Source organism: Tepidanaerobacter acetatoxydans Re1 (assembly GCF_000328765.2).
GTDB lineage: Bacteria > Bacillota > Thermosediminibacteria > Thermosediminibacterales > Tepidanaerobacteraceae > Tepidanaerobacter > Tepidanaerobacter acetatoxydans.
Genome location: NC_019954.2, coordinates 2212434 through 2230084 on the forward strand (window position 1 = coordinate 2212434; position 17651 = coordinate 2230084).

A 17651-nucleotide genomic window follows, 5' to 3' on the forward strand; every position below is an offset into this window, starting at 1 on the left:
AAGGGTTCTAACCGCTATAAGACATTATTTATACAAGACGGTTTGGATAAAGCTCCTGTCGAAATATAATTAATTTAAAATTACCTTTCAGAAAGATTTCTTTCTTTAAAAAATTTTTAAAAAATCATTTCATATGTGAAAAAAGAGCGTCTTAAAACGCTCTAATAATCAAAATTTATCTATATAAAAAATACTTTAACTTCCAATCATATCCATTAATTGCGTACCTGGCCATTACCCAAAATCAAATATTTTGTTGTAGTAAGTTCGTCAAGTCCCATTGGACCCCTAGCATGGAGTTTTTGCGTGCTGATTCCTATTTCTGCCCCCATGCCAAATTCGCCTCCATCAGTAAACCGTGTGGAGGCATTCACATATACGCAAGCCGCATCCACCCCTGAGAGGAATAAATTTGCCCTTTCGTAGTCTTTAGTAACAATGGCTTCAGAATGGCCTGTTCCGAAACGGTTGATATGCTCCACGGCTTCATCGATACTGTCTACTACTTTAACACCGATAACCATGTCTAAATATTCAATAGACCAATCATCTGCTTTTATAGGCACAACATTTGGGTAAATCTTTCTCGTTCTTTCACATCCGCGAATCTCTACTCCGAAGTTTTGCAGTTCTTGCAAAGCCTCCGGTAAAAATGCATGAGCAATTTTCTCATGAACAAGCAGTTTCTCCGCTGCATTACATACAGAAGGTCTGCTGGTCTTTGCATTTATAAGAATACTCTTTGCCATGCTAAGATCGGCAAATTCATCAACATATATATGGCAATTACCTTCACCTGTTTCTATTACAGGTATCCTGGAATTTTCCACAACATTTTTAATTAGAGCACTGCCACCGCGAGGAATCAATACATCGACATAATCCCTCATTTGGAAAAGTTCTTGAATCCTCTCTCGATTGGTATCTTCTATTAGTTGTATACAGTATGTGGGAAGATTTGCCTTTTCAAGCCCTTGGCAAAGCGCTTTAACTATAGCCTTATTAGAATTAATTGCCTCAGACCCACCTCTAAGGATGACACTGTTTCCTGCTTTTATGCAAAGGCCTGCAGCATCCGAAGTAACGTTAGGACGAGATTCATATATTATGCCGACTACACCCAACGGCACCTTTTGTTTTAATAAGGTGAGACCATTGGGCCGCTTAATTGCTGTACCGTTTCCTACAGGATCTGGAAGGTCAACAAGTGCCAAAAGCTCTTTTATCATACCGTCAATCCGAGTGCTGTTTAACATAAGTCTTTCTATTAATGCTTCCTTTAAACCTATTTCACGAGCTTTTGCAACATCTCTTTCATTTGCCTCAATTATTTCATCTTTCATTTGTTCAAGTGCTTCTGCCATCATGCGCAGCGCATCATTTTTAACTGCTGTGGAAATACCGGCTATTTTACAAGATGCTTCCTTGGCTTTTTTAGCTATATCTAAAATCATACTCAAAAAAATCACTCCATTAAATCACGTTTTTTTTTGATGTACATGCCTTGCTCTTTGGCTCAAAAAATGTCCCACAATTCGTCCCTTCTAAAATATTATAAATATCAGTAGGATTTTCCCCGCCGATAATTGCCATAGCAATACCCGCTTCAGTAGCAATTTTTGCTGCCTTTACCTTGCTTTGCATGCCACCGGTTCCTAGATTTGAATAAGTACCTTCTGCTATTGCCTCAATCTCAGGTGTAATTTCTTTAACATAAGGTATTTTTTCTGCTCCGGGTTCATGAGGAGGCAAGGTATATAGGCCGTCTACATCCGAAAGAAGGACTAAAAGATCTGCATCAATCAGCGTAGCTACAACTGCTGCTAATGTATCGTTGTCACCATATACGATTTCTTCTACTGCAATTGTATCATTCTCATTTACTATAGGAACAACATCGAACTCAAAAAGGGTAGTCAAAGTATTAAAGGCATTTTGACGTCTGACACCATTTTCCAAATCATCCTTTGTAAGTAATATCTGAGCTACATTGATGCCGTACTCCAAAAATAATTTTTCATAAAACTGCATCAATATGCCCTGTCCCACCGCTGCCAGAGCCTGTTTTATTCTAATATCGCTTTTCCCTTTTATCCCAAGCCTTCCTGCCCCTGTTCCTACAGCTCCTGATGTAACTAAAACAACATTTTTCCCGCTATTTTTGATGTTGGAAATTACCCTAACTAATCTTTCCATTCCGGCTATATTCAACTTGCCGTTTTCGTGAACAAGTGTCGTTGTCCCGACTTTGACCACTATGGTTTTATATATGTCCGCTTTCAAAGTTTTCACCCCAAGTACATTTAAAGTTTTTATAATTATGCATTATATTGTATAATTATAACACATATATGCAATAATGCAATCCTTTTTTCCTGTACTATTTGATAACAGCATCATTGACCATAGTCCTTATTATATCACGTTTTTAGGGCAGTGTAATTACAAATTTAAAAATACTTATTTTCGCAACAACTGTAAAGTAACTATTCAGAGGTCCGTCATTGTGAGCGCAGCGAAGAATCTTATTTAATCCTTGCAAAGATCCTTCACTGCGTTCAGGATAACAAGTCGTTTTCAACCTCTGAATAGTAACCTTTTGAGAATGCTTAAGAGTAAAAGGAAACTGAGTTTTCAAAATCTATCTATATATTGGGAAGGTGTTTATCATTTTATGTAGAAATATCTACTTAAAAGACGATTTCTCAACATATGATATCATTTATGCTCAAGGGAGGCTTATAATGTGGAAAAATCTACTTCTATGATCCCTCCAACAAAAAAACTTGTCAATATCTCGGATTGCTGCGAAGGTCAAATAGCTGCTGAAGATGTCATCACAAACAGAGGTGTCTTTCTACTACCCCAAAACACCATGCTTAACGCTTATATAATAAACCAGTTAATAAACCATGGAATTAGTCAAATATATATATATTCTGAAGATGAAAAACAAGTTAGCGGGATAAGCACGCAGGAGTTAATGGAGGCATATAGCAAATCTTTAAATTCAGTAAAAATAATCTTGCATCATCTTGCCTCCGGTAAAAAAATATCTCATCAAGAGATTGCACAGACCTCTAATTTTATACTTGCCAAAAGCGAAAGCCCGTTTGGTGTACTAAAGTGCATCAACGAACTGAAAAAAGCCGATGAATACACCTATACACACAGTTTTAATGTTGCTATATATGGCATGCTGACTGCTAAATGGCTTGGACTTTCTACTGAACAGATTCGGCACGTTATTACTGCCGGTATTCTTCACGATTTGGGCAAAGCACGAATACCTAGCAACATACTAAATAAAAAAGGAAAATTGCTTCCAGATGAGTTTAATTGTATGAAAAAACATACTATCATCGGTTATAATATGTCAAAAAATATTACAGGATTAAGACATGATGTCCGTCAAGTTATTTTAATGCATCATGAACGTGAAGATGGAAAAGGCTATCCTTTCGGAGTAAAAGGAAATAAAATCCATCTTTATACAAAAATCATTTCCATTTCCGATGTTTATGATGCAATGACTTCAGATAGAGTTTATAAGAAAAGAATTACACCTTTTGATACATTCAGAGAGTTTCAGAGTGTTGGTCTGGGACATTTTGACACCAAGATAATGATAACGTTTCTCTCAAATATCGCTAATTATTATCTTGGTGCCAAAGTTATAATGAATACCGGCCAAATTGGAGAAGTTGTTTATTTACCGCCGCATAATCCGTCTATGCCTGTCGTTCGTATAGACAGTAACTACATTGATTTGAATATAGATAAAAAATATTGCATCAAAGAAATGATATAATTAGCCTATTGATATTAAGAATGCCTGACCACCTCAAATTTTTTTATTTGATATTTCTCATCAGGACTTATGCCGGCTTTTGCAAGTGCTATATTCAACTGCTGTTCTACAGTGTCAACGCCTTCCAAATCGGGCAATAAAAGACCAGATCTAAAACCTTTTTGCACAAGAATACCGTATTTTTTAGGATCAAGCTCATCTAAGCTGTAAACAGGCCTAGGTTCTGTCAGCACATCAACAGAATACTCGAGTTCAGGTAATTCTTCTGCTGTAACGGGATAAAATCTCGGATCTTCACATCCGGCACTGATAGCGTTTCTTTGAATCTCTTCGGCAATATTCTTGCGAGTCGGTAAAAAAGTCCCTATACATCCACGAAGCTCTCCATGTTTTTTTATTGAAACAAAAACTCCCGCTCTTTTGGTTAGCATTTCCTCAGGTAAATCCTCAATAGGCAAATCCGGTATTATTCCATCTTTAACATAAGTTTCAAGAGTGTAACGAGCAAGTTTTACATATGGGTCTTCTGCTTTCTCTTGAGTATCAGTAGCTTTAACGCTATTTTTATTGAACTCGCCCGACAGATTTTCTTTTTCCTCTTCCGGCTTAAACCTTGCTATGCAGTAGCCGACTCCAAAAGGCCCCTCATAAGAAAGCACTTCTGATCTTACCTTATAGCCATCCAATGCACCTGCCATAATCCAAACAGACCTGAGCCCACATTCACCGGCCCTTTCTACTATCGAAGGTTCTATCGACCTCAGGGCTTCCAAATCAAATTTCTTCAAGGCATTTACCAATTTTTCATCAAATAACTTTCCACAGGGGTCATACCCTGCCGGCGCATCTATGGTAAGCCTGTGAGAAAGGTCTCCGCTTGCTATTACTGCTATTTTTTTATTGAGCACTTTTGCAGATTCTTGTATAAGTTTTCCAAAAGCATATAACTGCTCATACGGCAGCATGCCAAAGGCCAAAGGCAGTAATTTAAAGTTTGAATAATACTTTGTTATAAAATACATCGGCACTATTACTCCATGGTCCAGCTCTTCTTTAAACCCATATCTTGCCACCCTTACTTCACTGGTTGTCACTGTAGGAATACCGTGCTGATTTGCCCTTTTGCGCAGTTCATTTGCTAAATCATCGTCACGTTCAAAACTCATCTTAACTTCAGGTGCCCCAAATGCTGCAAGACTGCCCTTTAGAAAAAAATCATAAATGCACAATGCGTCGGCAAATATAGGGCCATGAGGAGATATAATAACTACAGTGTCTGGAGATAATTCTTTAATTTCTTTGCCCACAACATTAGCAGCATTTACAGATGAAATTACCTTCTGAGTTTCGCCTCTGCCAACTTCCTCTACCATAATAGGTGGATGCGGCATCAGATAACCTGACAACTTGCACATTTTCGAACCTCCCGTATACTATGTTTAGGCCCACGTTTTTAGTGGTCCAAACATAGTTATTTTTATTTATTTTAAAAGATATCCTAATGCTAAAATAAAGCTACAGGATGATTAGCAAAGGATAATCCTTTTCCCTTCTGCAAAACTATACTTCCTAAAATTGATAATATCTGTAGTTTTAACGAATTTCTCTTATAAAAGGTCTATAGATATACTGATACAAGCAAAAACCGATAAAAGGCAGTATTGCCAAGAAAAGATAAAGCCGTTCAAAGTCAATATATTTGCTAAAACCGCCTAGCGTAACTCCAGCAGCCACACCTAAATCAAAAGCTGCGGTAAACACCCCCAGCGCCATACTTCTCGATACTCCTTGGATAGTAAGCACCAGCAAAGATGTCATTAGCGGAAATAATAACGCAAAACCCACTCCATAGATTACTGCTACTATAATAAGTTTATCAAAACTATCGACAAAGCTCATTAAGATAAACGAAGCCGTAAGAACTGCTAAGGCAAAGGCTATTAATTGTTCAAGATAGCGATTACTCCATCGCCCTATGACAAGTCTAGTTATTACTACAACTGCAGTATTTATAACAAAAAAATACTCTGTTCCCGTTATCCCTTTAGCATCGGCAAAGACCGGCAGCATTGCAGAAATCGCACCAAAGGTGACCATGCCGCAAAACAATACAATGGTTGGTAAATATACGCTTGGATGCAATAGCACCTTAATGAAGTTTGAATCAATATCAGCTTTTGCATCAATTTTAACATCAGAAATACAAAGTATTAAAATCAATGCTATAACCGCAGCTCCCACAGTAGCATATACAGCAATATTAAAATTATAATTATCTATAAGTTTTATTCCAATTGCCGGTGATAAGCCCTTTGCAATTATAACCGAAATTGAATTAAAACCCATAAATTTTACAAGATTTTCCGATGAAGCTATTTCAGCAGTAAAATTTGCCGATGCTACCGTAAAAGTACCGACAGTAAATCCGTAAACCAGGAGGGTTAAAGCTAAGCCTATTAAAGTATATGGCATTTTTATCAAAAAGGGAGTTAAGAAAAATATTACTATAGATGCCAGCATAACTTTTTTGCTGTTATATGTGTTTATCCACACACCCCCTACCGGCCTTGCAATCATAGAACTCACTGAAAAAAGACCCATTGTAGTGCCTATGGTTAAATTGTCAAAGCCCATATTGAGCATATACTTAGGAATAACCGGCATCATTATGTAGTATGTAGAAATAAAAGCAATCGTTGCAAATAAGACCATAATGAAACTTTTCGTTTCATCATTTTCCACCATATTAATCCCTCCCTTTTAAACATCCTTTCCTGTAATTGTTATTTTAACATAATGCAGGGTAAAAAGTAAGAACAAATCCCATCCACTCCAAAAAGAGCAGATGGGATTTTAAGCTGTCAGCTTGCCTGTTCTGATTTCTTCTTTGCATTTCGTATGATACGTTCTATCTGTTCTTGTGTTACTTCTCTTTCAAAACTTCTAAATCCTGCCAATTTAAAGCCATGCTTATTGGCTATTTTCGTTATTTCTTCAACTTGCTTTACGGTAAGGTCTCTGCCCAAAGAAAAGCTTTCATAACGGTCTTCCAATGCCAGCATCATGGTTTCTGCCATGCATGCATAGGCAGTTTTAGGTGAAAAACCAAAGTTGAAATTGAAGTTAACATCACCCGGAACCTCAACTACTCCGCCTTCAATAATGAGAACATCATCCCGCTTTTCAGCAACTTCTTTGGATACATCGCGCGGTCGTGAAACGTCACACACTACCGCACCCGGTTTTAAGTCTTCCGCCTCTATTATAGCATCAAGACTGCTGGTAACGGTTATGATTACATCCGCATTTCTAACAGCATCCCTGACATTTGAAGTGATTTTAACTGAAAGGCCGGTATCTTTCAGTATCTTATCGGCCACATCTTCAAGCTTTTCCGTATGCCTACCGGCTAATGTCAAAAACTTACAATCCTTAGCCATTATTTGTGCACATACCTTGCCTATAGAGCCGGCAGCCCCAATAACTAATACCTGAGCATCTTTAATATTTTTACCCATAATTTCCGTGGCTTTTTTAGTGCCTTCAATTGCCATAGCTACAGTATAGCTGTTGCCTGTAGTAACGGGGATATTTAAATTTTTGGCAATGGTAATGCCTGCATCTCCTACAACTGATGTGAAAGCTCCTAAGCCGACTATCTTTGCACCGAGCTTTTCAGCTAATTTTCCGGCCTTGATTATTTTTTTAATTACATACTCTTCCGGCAGCTCTATCATTTGTTTGGTTGTAAGCGGGCAAGTTACAAACCAGCCTTCTGCTTCATTGTATTGACTTTTCACACCTGTTATATGTGAAATTGTAAAAGGCGGCACTATCTTCATTGCTTTCTCTACCATGCTTTCCGGCAGCTTCTGCATAAATTTTAATTTCCTGTATACATCAGAAATTTCAATAGGATGTATTATAAATGCAAACTTTTCCATGATTACACCTCATAAATTATTTTCTAATTTAATATTTCTATTCTCGGAGCAAATCCAAGCTTATCTAAAAGTTCTTCATAATCCTTGGGAGTTAATGATTTATAAGGTTTTTCCGAAAGCGATACAATTACTGCTTCCATTACATTAGTTCCAAAGGACCTGCCGTTTAATTCGGGCGTTGTCGTAATCAACATTTTGGCACCGCTTTTAGAAAGCATCTCTACATCATCGGCAGTAACCGTATTCGTCAGTATAATTTTGCCGGGGATTTCATCTGGCATATAGCGTTTTATGAAAAGAAAATCACCGGCAATAACATCAGCCTCATCATAGAAACGCTCAAATTTCGAGCCGACTTTTTTCTCCTGTTTTTTTCCAGTGGGATATAACATGCTAAATGGCAATTTGCAAATAATAGGAGCTAAAATACTTGCCAAAACATTTAGGCTCTTGAGTGATTTGATGGGAATCGGTATACCTAATGTAAAAATTAAATCTCCCAGCGCTAAATCACACCCGGTTTTTTCTAATGCCTCCGCCATCCCAAATCTGTCTAAACCGCACACTAGAAGGACTTTCTTGTTTTTAAAGTCTACAATTTCATGTTCTGTTAGATAGTCTATGACTTTTCTTTCTAAAGTATTTTTAAGGCCCGAACCATCAACAATAGGCGATATTTTCGCCGCCTGCGCTATGGGTACGGCATCTTTTATTGTAAAGCGCTTATTGCCTATACACACATAAAGATCGATGCCACCCATGCCAAAGGCACTAACTTTGCCGTCATTTTCCTGAATAATTTCTATGGCCTTTTTTATGTCACCATCAGTTCCTACTCGCTCGATTATGAATTCTTCTCCTAGAATTTTTGTTTCGACTTTGTGATTTCTCTTGGAAGAACCTATGCTCACGCTCATAACATGTTTCATTTCAATCTTCCTTTTTTGTCATTCTTATAATCTTCCTCAAATTTTGCGGGTCTACATAAACATCTTCTGTCATCGGTGATTTACCAATGTCTATCGAAATCACTTCCTTATCCAAGAGTGCCTTGAATAGTCTAAGTCTTTGGTCAGAACCCAGCAGAATAACCACATCATACTGTCTTACTTGATATATAAGGCCCATAACCTCATTTAAAAGTTCGATGCCGCTTTTTTCATAAACAAAATCCCAGCGCTCTTTATCAGTCATCAGCAGTGAAAAGTCTACACCTTCCTGAAATGCTAGCTGCTTAAGTTCTGCAGTATTTTTTAAAGGAAACCCGACTATTGCTATGGTTTTACCTTTTCTGATTTCACCCAGGCTTTCCAAGCGGGATAGGAAGGTCCTGTCAGTATTAAACTTTTTGGCAACCTCAGCTTGAGAAACCCCTTGCTGCCTTAAATCCAGCATTTCTTGTATAATATTCTCTATACGCGATACACTGATAAGCTTATCTCCAATTCTTATGAGATCCACAGCAGCACCTCCTTGTGCACATTTTTGTGCTCATACTATTTTATACCATGTTATAGGAAAAATCAAGAGTGCTTAACCTTTTTTAAGGTTAAGCACTCTTGATTAGTAACTATTCAGAGGTCTGTCATTTTGCTATATATTGCTGTCATTCTTAGCGCAGCGAAGAATCTTATTTAATCCTTACAAAGATCCTTCACTGCGTTCAGGATGACAAGTCGTTTTCAATCTCTGAATAGTAACCTTGACTATAATATTCTGAGATTATTTAAAAAAAAATTAATTCCACGGATTCGCTGGAAATTTCATTATCACTCGTTTTAAGACCTTCAATTCCTCCGGTGTATCATCATGAAACATACCCTTCTTTAAGGCTTGAAGTTGCCTTAAACCCTTACGCGAACTTATATCCATATCCTTTGTCAACCTAGAAACAGTCTTTTTTCTAGCTTTGGATAGAGAATTTAAAATGTCTTCGCCACTTTCTATTTGGTTTTGAAACTCCTCGGAAAGATAGTATGAAGCCATTTGTGTCAATGGATTTCCACAAAATCCGCTTTTTGTTACACCAAAAACTTCAGGAAGTTTTTTAGCAATTCCGATTTCTACAGACCACTTCAACTCTTCCGTTTCCTTCTCCATACATTCCCTTAGGGTTTTTGGTGTGCACATGGCATAGTTTTTAAGTGAACGGATTATGGCATGTTCTACTGTGTGTGCCTTTTCGGGTTCTATCTCACTACCCAAATATCCCACAATAGCCACATCTTTACCCGTTTCCAATTCAAAACCGTATATTGTAATCTCAATATCCTTTCGATTTGAACCAAAAGTCGTATATCCTCCCGTAGGATGCCATCCGGCCCCGCAGATTATAGGATAACCCAAAGATCGCAATTCATATATATCTATTTTCTCAATATCCAAGGCAAAAAGGCCTTCATTGGAAAGAGAAAATTTCCTTGCTTTACATCTTTCTCGGCCGATTACCCGTGCAAAAAGAGCTGTAGCGTCACTACCCTGAGGAACTTTATCCACCCACATATCTTCAATTCTAACTAAAACTCCTACGGGATATAAGCTCTTGTCATCGGAAGAAAGGGGAAATAAGAAAATATCATTTCCAACACCGGTTTTTACTAACATATTGGCAAAAAATGAGTCGAGAAACACTCCTTGAAGTACACCTCCATCAGGGCGCGGCAGTACTCCGTTTACAATTGGTATTGCATAAGTGTCCATAAAGCAAACCTCCTTTCGCAAGTTCCTCCTAACATGTTCTAATAACCAGTCTGCTTCAGTCTATAAAAATAATTATTCAGTATTTCCTCTATACTGCCGACATCCCTACACTGCTGCAAAGCATTTTTAACAGGAGCAGAATGTGGTAATCCTTTTATATACCATGCCAAATGTTTACGCATTTCCAATACTCCCAAATGTTCTCCATGATAGGATATAGCATTGTTTAAATGAAGTAACATTATTTCAAGCCTTTCTTTCAAAGTTGGTGCTGCAGTTTTTTTCCCTGTTTTTAAAAAATACTTTACTTCTCTAAAAATCCAAGGATTACCTAGTGCACCTCGGCCTATCATTATACCATCACAACCTGTTTTTTTAAGCATTTCAACCGCATCTTCGGAAGTAAAAACATCCCCATTACCTACTACCGCGATATCTACCGCATCTTTAACACTTTTTATTATATCCCAATCAGCTTTTCCGGAATAAAACATCTCCCTGGTTCTGCCGTGAATTATAATCATAGATGCCCCGCTGTCTTCAGCCGCAGATGAAAACTCAACAGCATTAATACTGTCCTTATCCCAGCCCTTCCTAATTTTTACAGATACCGGCTTTCGAGAAGCTCTGGCAGTCACTTTTATTATGCTTGATGCCAGCTTTACATCCTTCATTAAAGCACATCCGTCACCATTTTTGACTATTTTAGGAGTGGGACAGCCCATATTTATGTTTATAAAATCAAACGGCAGGTCATCAATCTTTTTTACCGATTCTTCAAAATCCTTCGGAGCATTGCCAAACAGTTGAACTCCTATAGGATTTTCATCGGGATTTACCTGCAGCAATTTTGCAGTTTTATTATCATTATATACAAGTCCTCGCGTGCTTATCATTTCTGTCATTAATACATCAGCGCCCATTTGCTTGCATATAGTCCTAAAAGGCATATCCGTAATACCGGCCATAGGTGCAAGATATAATGGAATTTCTTGAAAGGGTTTTTGCAATATATAAACCTCCGGTGTTATAAAAGTTAAGGGAAAACCAAAGTTTTCCCTTAACTTCTAGCTAACATTTTTTTCATAAATCAGCTTCAAGCCATCCAGTGTAAGCATCATATCTACTGTATCTATATTTTTGGTTGTGCTGCATATAAGAGGTGCCAGACCCCCGGTAGCCACTGTAAATACATGACCGTCGCCCATTTCTTCCTTCATCTTCTCAACAATATTTTCTACCAATCCTACATATCCATTATAGATACCGGATTGTATGCTAGTTGCTGTATTTTTACCTATCACTTTTTCCGGTTTTGCAATTTCTACTCTGTATAATTTAGCGGCAGTCTTAAACAGTGCCTCGGAAGATATCCCAATTCCCGGAGCAATAGCACCACCTAAATAGTCGCACTCAGCTGTCAATGCATCAAAGGTAGTAGCAGTGCCAAAATCTACGATTATAACAGGACCGCCGTATTTGTGAAAAGCAGCCGCTGCATTGACTATACGATCAGCTCCGACTTCTTTAGGATTTTCATATTTTATGTTTATTCCACTTTTAATGCCAGGTCCGACTACTATCGGTGTAAAATAAAAATACTTTTTACACATTTTTTCTAAAACTATTGTCAAGGACGGAACAACTGAGGAAATAATTCCTCCCTCAATGCTTGCAGGATTTATGTCTCTAAAACCCAGTAGTGAATTAAATACAAGACTGTATTCATCCTCAGTATATTCGTGATGTGTTGCTATTCTATATGATGCTTTTAAATTTTCATTCTCGTAAATGCCAAAAACCATATTTGTATTTCCTACATCAATTGCAAGTATCATGAATTCACCTTCTGCTTTTTCGCAAAGCTCTGGAAATAGTAACAGTGATAGCAACAGCGATTATCATCTCGGGTATACCATGTGTGAATACTACCATCCATGCTGCTGCTGCCGGCATATATCCTCGCAGAACAGCAAGACTCATAACACCCGCCGTATTAGTCAAAGTACCACACGCTGCTGCCAACGCCTCACTACGTGTTAGACGGTATACGCCATAAGTCACTATGCCAATAAGTATCCTAGGGCCGATTGCTATAAGCGGGTCAGCAAAAAGAGCACTGCCTGCTCTCAAAAGACTGTAAAGGCCAAAAATTAAACCCGTAAGGGTTCCTACCATTGGTCCTTCCAAGATGGCACCTAGAATTGCCGGCACGTGCATAATGGTAGCATGACCTGCTGCGGTTGGAACTGGGATAAAGCCCAGCGGAGTCATTCCAAGCACAATGGATAAGGCTCCCAAAAGTCCTGATACCGTCAGAGTTCGCGTGTACCGACGATTGACCGTTAACTCTGTCTTCATTTTTTCACCTCCGTTCCAGCTCCTATATAGGATGCCGGACGTTTTTATGTTTCGTTCATTTTTATTTTACCAATACATTAAATAAAAAGCAATACTGAGTATTATCAATTTCAAGTTCCAACATATAGTCAATGTTTCCTGACTAATTCACATTGCTTTATGAAATTACCCAATTATCCTAAAAGCAGCTTTGCTCCCAATGCCAAAAAACCAACACCTAAAAGCTTTAACCAAGTCATCGGCACCTTTTCCAGACCGAATAAACCGAAGTGGTCCAAGAGGCATGCAGCAAGCACTTGACCTACGATAATAGATGTGGTGGCTACAGCCGCACCCAATTTAGCAATGCTTATAACTACGCCGTAAGTAATCATGACACCTATAAGGCCTCCGGCATAGTAGTACCATGGAACTTTTGTATAATTAGCCCAATTTCCGTTTCCCAAACCTAATAGTAATATAATGAACATAACCAGTGTGGCACTCAGGTGAACTATGAAGGTAGACTCAGATAAACCGATCGCTTTACTTACCGCTGAGTTCATACTGCCTTGGCCGGCCATGGCAACACCTGCCAAAAATGCCGCAATAAGAAATAATATATCTCCTGCATCTATGTACAATAGCATCACCCCTGATTTATGCTCCCACATCACATTTAAAATTATACTTTAAACTAAAAATCTTAAATGACCGTGTACAGCAAAAAGAAGCTATGGCTATGCCATAGCTTCTTAACATTTGCGATTTTAGATTATGCACTTGCAAATACTTCCAAGAATTCTTCTTCTTTGAGCTTTTCATTTTCAAGTAAGGCTTGAGCAACCTTATGAAGTTTATTGATATTTTCAGATAAAATCATTCTTGCACTATCATAACAGCTTACAATAATGTTCTTAACTTCCTTATCTATGGAAGCTGCGACTTCCTCACTGTAATTTCGGCCTTGAGCTAAATCCCTTCCCAAGAAAACTTCTTCCTGCTTATGGCCCAAAGTCATAGGCCCAATATTCTCGCTCATACCAAATTCCATTACCATCTTTCTGGCAATCTGAGTTGCTCGCTCCAAATCATTCTGTGCACCGGTGCTTATTTCGTTGAGCACTAATTCTTCGGAAACCCTGCCGCCAAGCAAATGCGTTATCTGATCCATCAATTCACTTTTACCCATAAAGAAGCGATCCTCTTTTGGTAAAATCATAGTATATCCGCCAGCCCTGCCACGGGGTACAATAGACACCTCATGGACTGGATCAACTGTTGGCAACAAATGTGCCACTACGGCATGCCCGGCTTCATGGTAAGCTACCAGCCTGCGCTCACGTTCAGTCATGACACGGCTCTTCTTTTCAGGGCCGGCAATAACTCTGGTAATCGCCTCTTCCAGCTCCGGCATTTCTATCTTTTTCTTATTTCGCCGTGCTGAAAGAAGTGCCGCCTCGTTGACCAAGTTTTCTAAATCGGCCCCGGTAAACCCTGGTGTCCTTCGGGCAAGTACCGACAGATCTACATCTTCTGCCAACGGCTTGTTCCTTGAATGCACTTTCAGTATTTCTTCTCTGCCCTTTACATCAGGACGATCCACTACTACTTCTCTATCGAATCTGCCAGGCCTAAGCAGTGCCGGATCTAAGATATCAGGCCTGTTAGTTGCTGCTAAAATAATTATACCTTCATTTATACCAAAACCATCCATCTCAACCAATAATTGATTTAATGTTTGTTCTCTTTCATCATGTCCTCCACCAAGCCCTGCACCCCTGTGGCGGCCAACGGCATCTATCTCATCGATAAACACAATACATGGTGAATTTTTTTTAGCCTGTTCGAACAAATCCCTAACTCTTGCAGCTCCTACACCTACAAACATTTCTACAAAATCTGAACCGCTTATGCTAAAGAATGGAACACCTGCTTCTCCGGCAACTGCCCTTGCTAAAAGCGTTTTTCCTGTTCCCGGAGGCCCTACCAGCAAAACCCCCTTGGGAATACGTGCTCCGATTTCTATAAACTTCTTCGGATGCTTTAAAAATTCCACTACCTCTTCTAGTTCTTCTTTTGCCTCATCAACCCCTGCAACATCTTTAAAGGTTACTCTTCTTTTATCATCAGTATGAAGTTTAGCCTTGCTCTTACCGAAAGACATCACTCGGCCGCCTCCGCCTTGGCTCTGCTGCATTAAGAAATACCATGCACCTACTATAAATACCATCAGTAAAATCGGCGATAAAATCTGTGTCCACCAAGGAGTGGTAGGTTTAGGTTCTGAATCAACTACTAATTCACCTTTTCTTGCAGGTTGATCTATTTTAGCCATAAAAGTAGTCAGATCCGGGACATAGCTTACAAAATTTTGACCATCTTTTAAAGTGCCTTTAATGTTGTTTTCAACTATAACAATTTTTTCAACCTCTTTATTGTCAATTCGCTGAAGTAATTCTGAATATCCCAGTCTAATCTGAGCTGCTTCCTGGTTAGAATACCATTGTACCACTGACAAGACCAGAATAATAATTAGCAAGTAAAAGCTTATGCTCTTGAAAAAGTTGTTCAATAATTCTCCTCCTTCCCGGATTTAGTTATCCCACGATATTTTACCACACACAAAACATTTTTACAATTACACAAAAGCTTATATACACCTCTCGATTTATTGTTAATCCTGATAAATCTCCGGTTTTAATACGCAAACATCGCACAAATTTCGGTATTTCCCAGCATAATCAAGGCCATATCCAACAACAAAATAATCGGGAATTTCAAATCCCAGATAATCTACATCTAACTCTACTTTTCTGCGGCTTGGCTTATCAAGTAATGCACAAATTTTAATACTGGCAGGCTTGCGAGATTTTAATATGTTATACATATAACTGAGAGTCAAACCGGAATCGATTATATCCTCAATTATTAAAACATCCTTACCTTCCACAGATTCATCAAGATCCTTTAAAATTCTTACAACGCCCGATGACTCCGTAGAAGTGCCGTAACTTGATACGGCCATGAAATCAATCTGCAGCGGGAGATTGACACATCGAATCAAATCAGACATAAATACCACAGCACCTTTAAGCACGCCTACCATAAGGAAATTATCACTGTTTTTATAGTCGCTGCTAATTTTTTTTCCTAACTGCTCTACTTTCTCTCTAAGCTGTTTTTCAGTTATTAAAACCCTCTCTATGTCATTATTTAACAATATTATCCTCCTGTCTATATATGATTTACATTACTGCAAAAACTTCAACAAAAATGCCTTAAGTTAATTAAAGTTAATTTTATCATAATGCCTTTAGCCAAGCAAGTGTTTGTTTTTGATATTGTTTTGGTAATTATAATCAATACCAGCATCTTATAGAAATTTTGGATTGTTAGCTTATATTTTTTTGTTAAATCTACAAAAAATAGCAGATATATTACATTAATCAAATATATCCGCCATTATTTATAAAAATAAATCGCTTAGATAAAACGCTATTCACAATTATAACAATTCGCACTGCACGTTGACCATGAATTTAGAAAAAGAAGGTGCTTCAATGAAATTAATATATATTTGTTATTTTAGATCAATGGCCGTCAATAAAACTTTCAGCTTTACCGCATCATTAAAATCGCTCGGTTTGAGTCCGGTTAACGCCTTTATTTCATCAAGCCTGCTGCTAACAGTGTTCCTGGCAACTTTCAACTCTTCAGCAGTCTTGGAAATGTTTAAATCGGATGCAAAATACGCCCTTAATGTTTTAACCAGCCTAGTATCATCCAAAAAATCTGCTGCACCATGTTTTGATAATACCTGGCTTTTATATGTTTGAATGGTTTCCTCTGATATATTTGCCAGCATCATCTCAAGTGCCATATCAAAGGCAAAGACAAGTTCTGGTAATTTATTGTTTATAGACGATTTATCTTGAATTTGTATGGCCTTTACAGCCTCTTTATAAGATTTTCGCAGCCCGGTAAGTTCTGGATAATATGAGCCAACTCCGATGCAAAAATTGACTGAGTATTTTTTTAGTTTTTTCCGAAAAACTTCTGCGATTTCCCTTAATTGATTTTTTATAGTATCGATATTGACCTTCTTAGGTGCAAAAAGTATGATATAGTTATCGCTGCCGTTATGACTTATCATGTGCTGTGGATCGTTATAGACGCTCTTTATGCAATCAAGTATTTTCTCCTGTCTTTCTTGTACAATCAAATCCAAACTGTGCTTTATGTTTTTTAAATGTGTTTTCTTGAGAAGATCTTCTTTGTTTTTATTATCATCAAAATCATATATCTTTACCACAAGAGCTATCCTTGGGAGATACATATCATATCCCAGCACTTCGCCCTTAGCTAAAAACATGTTATCATCTTGGATGTTGCCGTTTATGATATCATGGATATAAAGTTCTTTTGCATTTTGTTCCATACGCAGCTGCTCTGATAGGAAAAACTGTTTTAGCATGGTTTCAACAGAAATTTTCAGCAGCTGGCCAAACGGCCTTACTTCATCTGGTTCCCCAGTAATTCCGACAACACCTGCTATTTTATCATTCAGATATATGGGCAGATTCACTCCCGGTTTTGCCCCTTCCAGCTTTTCAGCTTGTTCGGAAGTTATTTCCATCCCTTTACCCGTTTTTATAACTTCTGCCGCACCTTCATGAAAGGTATCTATGCGGGTTTTATCACTGCTCCCCACAATTATGCCCAAACTGTTCATAATATTAATGTTTTTACCAAGGAGATCTTTGGTTTTCTCAACTATACTCTGAGCGTATTCATGGGTTATTTCCACCCTGTATTCCCCCTGCCATTACTATTTTATCTATTCGATATCCGGG

At 38.1% G+C, this 17651-nt stretch carries 16 protein-coding genes; 1 reads left to right on the plus strand and 15 read right to left on the minus strand.

Annotated elements, in window-relative coordinates:
• Positions 1–215 precede the first annotated feature (215 nt).
• Both TEPIRE1_RS10550 and proB read right to left on the minus strand, forming a co-directional pair.
• Positions 216–1454, minus strand: a complete 1239-nt coding sequence (locus TEPIRE1_RS10550) for a glutamate-5-semialdehyde dehydrogenase (protein ID WP_015295756.1) — start codon at positions 1452–1454, stop codon at positions 216–218.
• A 19-nt stretch (positions 1455–1473) separates the two neighbouring features.
• On the minus strand, positions 1474–2283 hold the full coding sequence (proB, locus tag TEPIRE1_RS10555) for a glutamate 5-kinase (RefSeq protein WP_015295757.1): 810 nt from the start codon (positions 2281–2283) through the stop codon (positions 1474–1476).
• Between the two features lie 463 nt (positions 2284–2746).
• On the opposite strand from proB, the gene TEPIRE1_RS10560 reads away from it, so the two are divergent.
• A complete protein-coding gene (locus tag TEPIRE1_RS10560; protein WP_013779166.1) occupies positions 2747–3811 on the plus strand; it encodes an HD-GYP domain-containing protein in 1065 nt (354 codons plus the stop codon).
• Positions 3812–3825: 14 nt separating this feature from the next.
• Here the strand turns inward: TEPIRE1_RS10560 and amrA are convergent, their stop codons facing one another.
• The 13 genes from amrA to TEPIRE1_RS10630 all read right to left on the minus strand — a co-directional run bounded on the left by amrA (position 3826) and on the right by TEPIRE1_RS10630 (position 17605).
• Positions 3826–5226, minus strand: coding sequence for an AmmeMemoRadiSam system protein A (amrA, locus tag TEPIRE1_RS10565; protein WP_013779167.1), 1401 nt, complete (start codon positions 5224–5226; stop codon positions 3826–3828).
• A 178-nt stretch (positions 5227–5404) separates the two neighbouring features.
• Positions 5405–6556 (minus strand): MFS transporter, encoded by a 1152-nt coding sequence (locus TEPIRE1_RS10570; protein ID WP_013779168.1) that lies wholly within the window; start codon positions 6554–6556, stop codon positions 5405–5407.
• 116 nt (positions 6557–6672) lie between these two features.
• Positions 6673–7755, minus strand: a complete 1083-nt coding sequence (locus TEPIRE1_RS10575) for a shikimate 5-dehydrogenase (RefSeq protein ID WP_013779169.1) — start codon at positions 7753–7755, stop codon at positions 6673–6675.
• Between the two features lie 23 nt (positions 7756–7778).
• Positions 7779–8684, minus strand: a complete 906-nt coding sequence (locus tag TEPIRE1_RS10580) for a hypothetical protein (RefSeq protein WP_013779170.1) — start codon at positions 8682–8684, stop codon at positions 7779–7781.
• A 1-nt stretch (position 8685) separates the two neighbouring features.
• On the minus strand, positions 8686–9216 hold the full coding sequence (locus tag TEPIRE1_RS10585; RefSeq protein WP_013779171.1) for a hypothetical protein: 531 nt from the start codon (positions 9214–9216) through the stop codon (positions 8686–8688).
• Between the two features lie 276 nt (positions 9217–9492).
• Complete coding sequence (locus TEPIRE1_RS10590) at positions 9493–10455, minus strand: hypothetical protein (protein ID WP_013779172.1); 963 nt, start codon at positions 10453–10455, stop codon at positions 9493–9495.
• A 38-nt stretch (positions 10456–10493) separates the two neighbouring features.
• Positions 10494–11465: a tRNA dihydrouridine synthase DusB gene (gene dusB, locus TEPIRE1_RS10595; protein WP_013779173.1), complete on the minus strand. Its 972-nt coding sequence runs from the start codon at positions 11463–11465 to the stop codon at positions 10494–10496.
• 57 nt (positions 11466–11522) lie between these two features.
• Positions 11523–12293, minus strand: a complete 771-nt coding sequence (locus TEPIRE1_RS10600) for a type III pantothenate kinase (protein WP_013779174.1) — start codon at positions 12291–12293, stop codon at positions 11523–11525.
• 4 nt (positions 12294–12297) lie between these two features.
• A complete protein-coding gene (locus TEPIRE1_RS10605; RefSeq protein WP_013779175.1) occupies positions 12298–12816 on the minus strand; it encodes an ECF transporter S component in 519 nt (172 codons plus the stop codon).
• A gap of 173 nt (positions 12817–12989) precedes the next feature.
• Positions 12990–13445, minus strand: coding sequence for a DMT family transporter (locus tag TEPIRE1_RS10610; protein ID WP_041591585.1), 456 nt, complete (start codon positions 13443–13445; stop codon positions 12990–12992).
• A 125-nt stretch (positions 13446–13570) separates the two neighbouring features.
• Positions 13571–15370 carry an ATP-dependent zinc metalloprotease FtsH gene (gene ftsH / locus TEPIRE1_RS10615; protein WP_013779177.1) on the minus strand — a complete coding sequence of 600 codons (1800 nt, stop codon included), beginning with the start codon at positions 15368–15370 and terminating at the stop codon, positions 13571–13573.
• Between the two features lie 102 nt (positions 15371–15472).
• Positions 15473–16018, minus strand: a complete 546-nt coding sequence (hpt, locus tag TEPIRE1_RS10620) for a hypoxanthine phosphoribosyltransferase (RefSeq protein WP_013779178.1) — start codon at positions 16016–16018, stop codon at positions 15473–15475.
• Between the two features lie 360 nt (positions 16019–16378).
• Entirely contained in the window at positions 16379–17605 is a 1227-nt protein-coding gene (locus tag TEPIRE1_RS10630) for a CdaR family transcriptional regulator (protein ID WP_013779180.1), read from the minus strand.
• Between the last annotated feature and the right edge of the window lie 46 nt (positions 17606–17651).

Excerpts from the sequence above, each read along its gene's own strand:
- TEPIRE1_RS10570 (WP_013779168.1), bottom strand. The coding sequence starts at position 6,556 with ATGGTGGAAAATGATGAAACGAAAAGTTTCATTATGGTCTTATTTGCA.
- TEPIRE1_RS10610 (WP_041591585.1), bottom strand. The coding sequence starts at position 13,445 with ATGCTATTGTACATAGATGCAGGAGATATATTATTTCTTATTGCGGCA.
- TEPIRE1_RS10590 (WP_013779172.1), bottom strand. The coding sequence starts at position 10,455 with ATGGACACTTATGCAATACCAATTGTAAACGGAGTACTGCCGCGCCCT.
- TEPIRE1_RS10600 (WP_013779174.1), bottom strand. The coding sequence starts at position 12,293 with ATGATACTTGCAATTGATGTAGGAAATACAAATATGGTTTTTGGCATT.
- TEPIRE1_RS10580 (WP_013779170.1), bottom strand. The coding sequence starts at position 8,684 with ATGAAACATGTTATGAGCGTGAGCATAGGTTCTTCCAAGAGAAATCAC.
- amrA (WP_013779167.1), bottom strand. The coding sequence starts at position 5,226 with ATGTGCAAGTTGTCAGGTTATCTGATGCCGCATCCACCTATTATGGTA.
- TEPIRE1_RS10550 (WP_015295756.1), bottom strand. The coding sequence starts at position 1,454 with ATGATTTTAGATATAGCTAAAAAAGCCAAGGAAGCATCTTGTAAAATA.
- TEPIRE1_RS10575 (WP_013779169.1), bottom strand. The coding sequence starts at position 7,755 with ATGGAAAAGTTTGCATTTATAATACATCCTATTGAAATTTCTGATGTA.
- TEPIRE1_RS10605 (WP_013779175.1), bottom strand. The coding sequence starts at position 12,816 with ATGAAGACAGAGTTAACGGTCAATCGTCGGTACACGCGAACTCTGACG.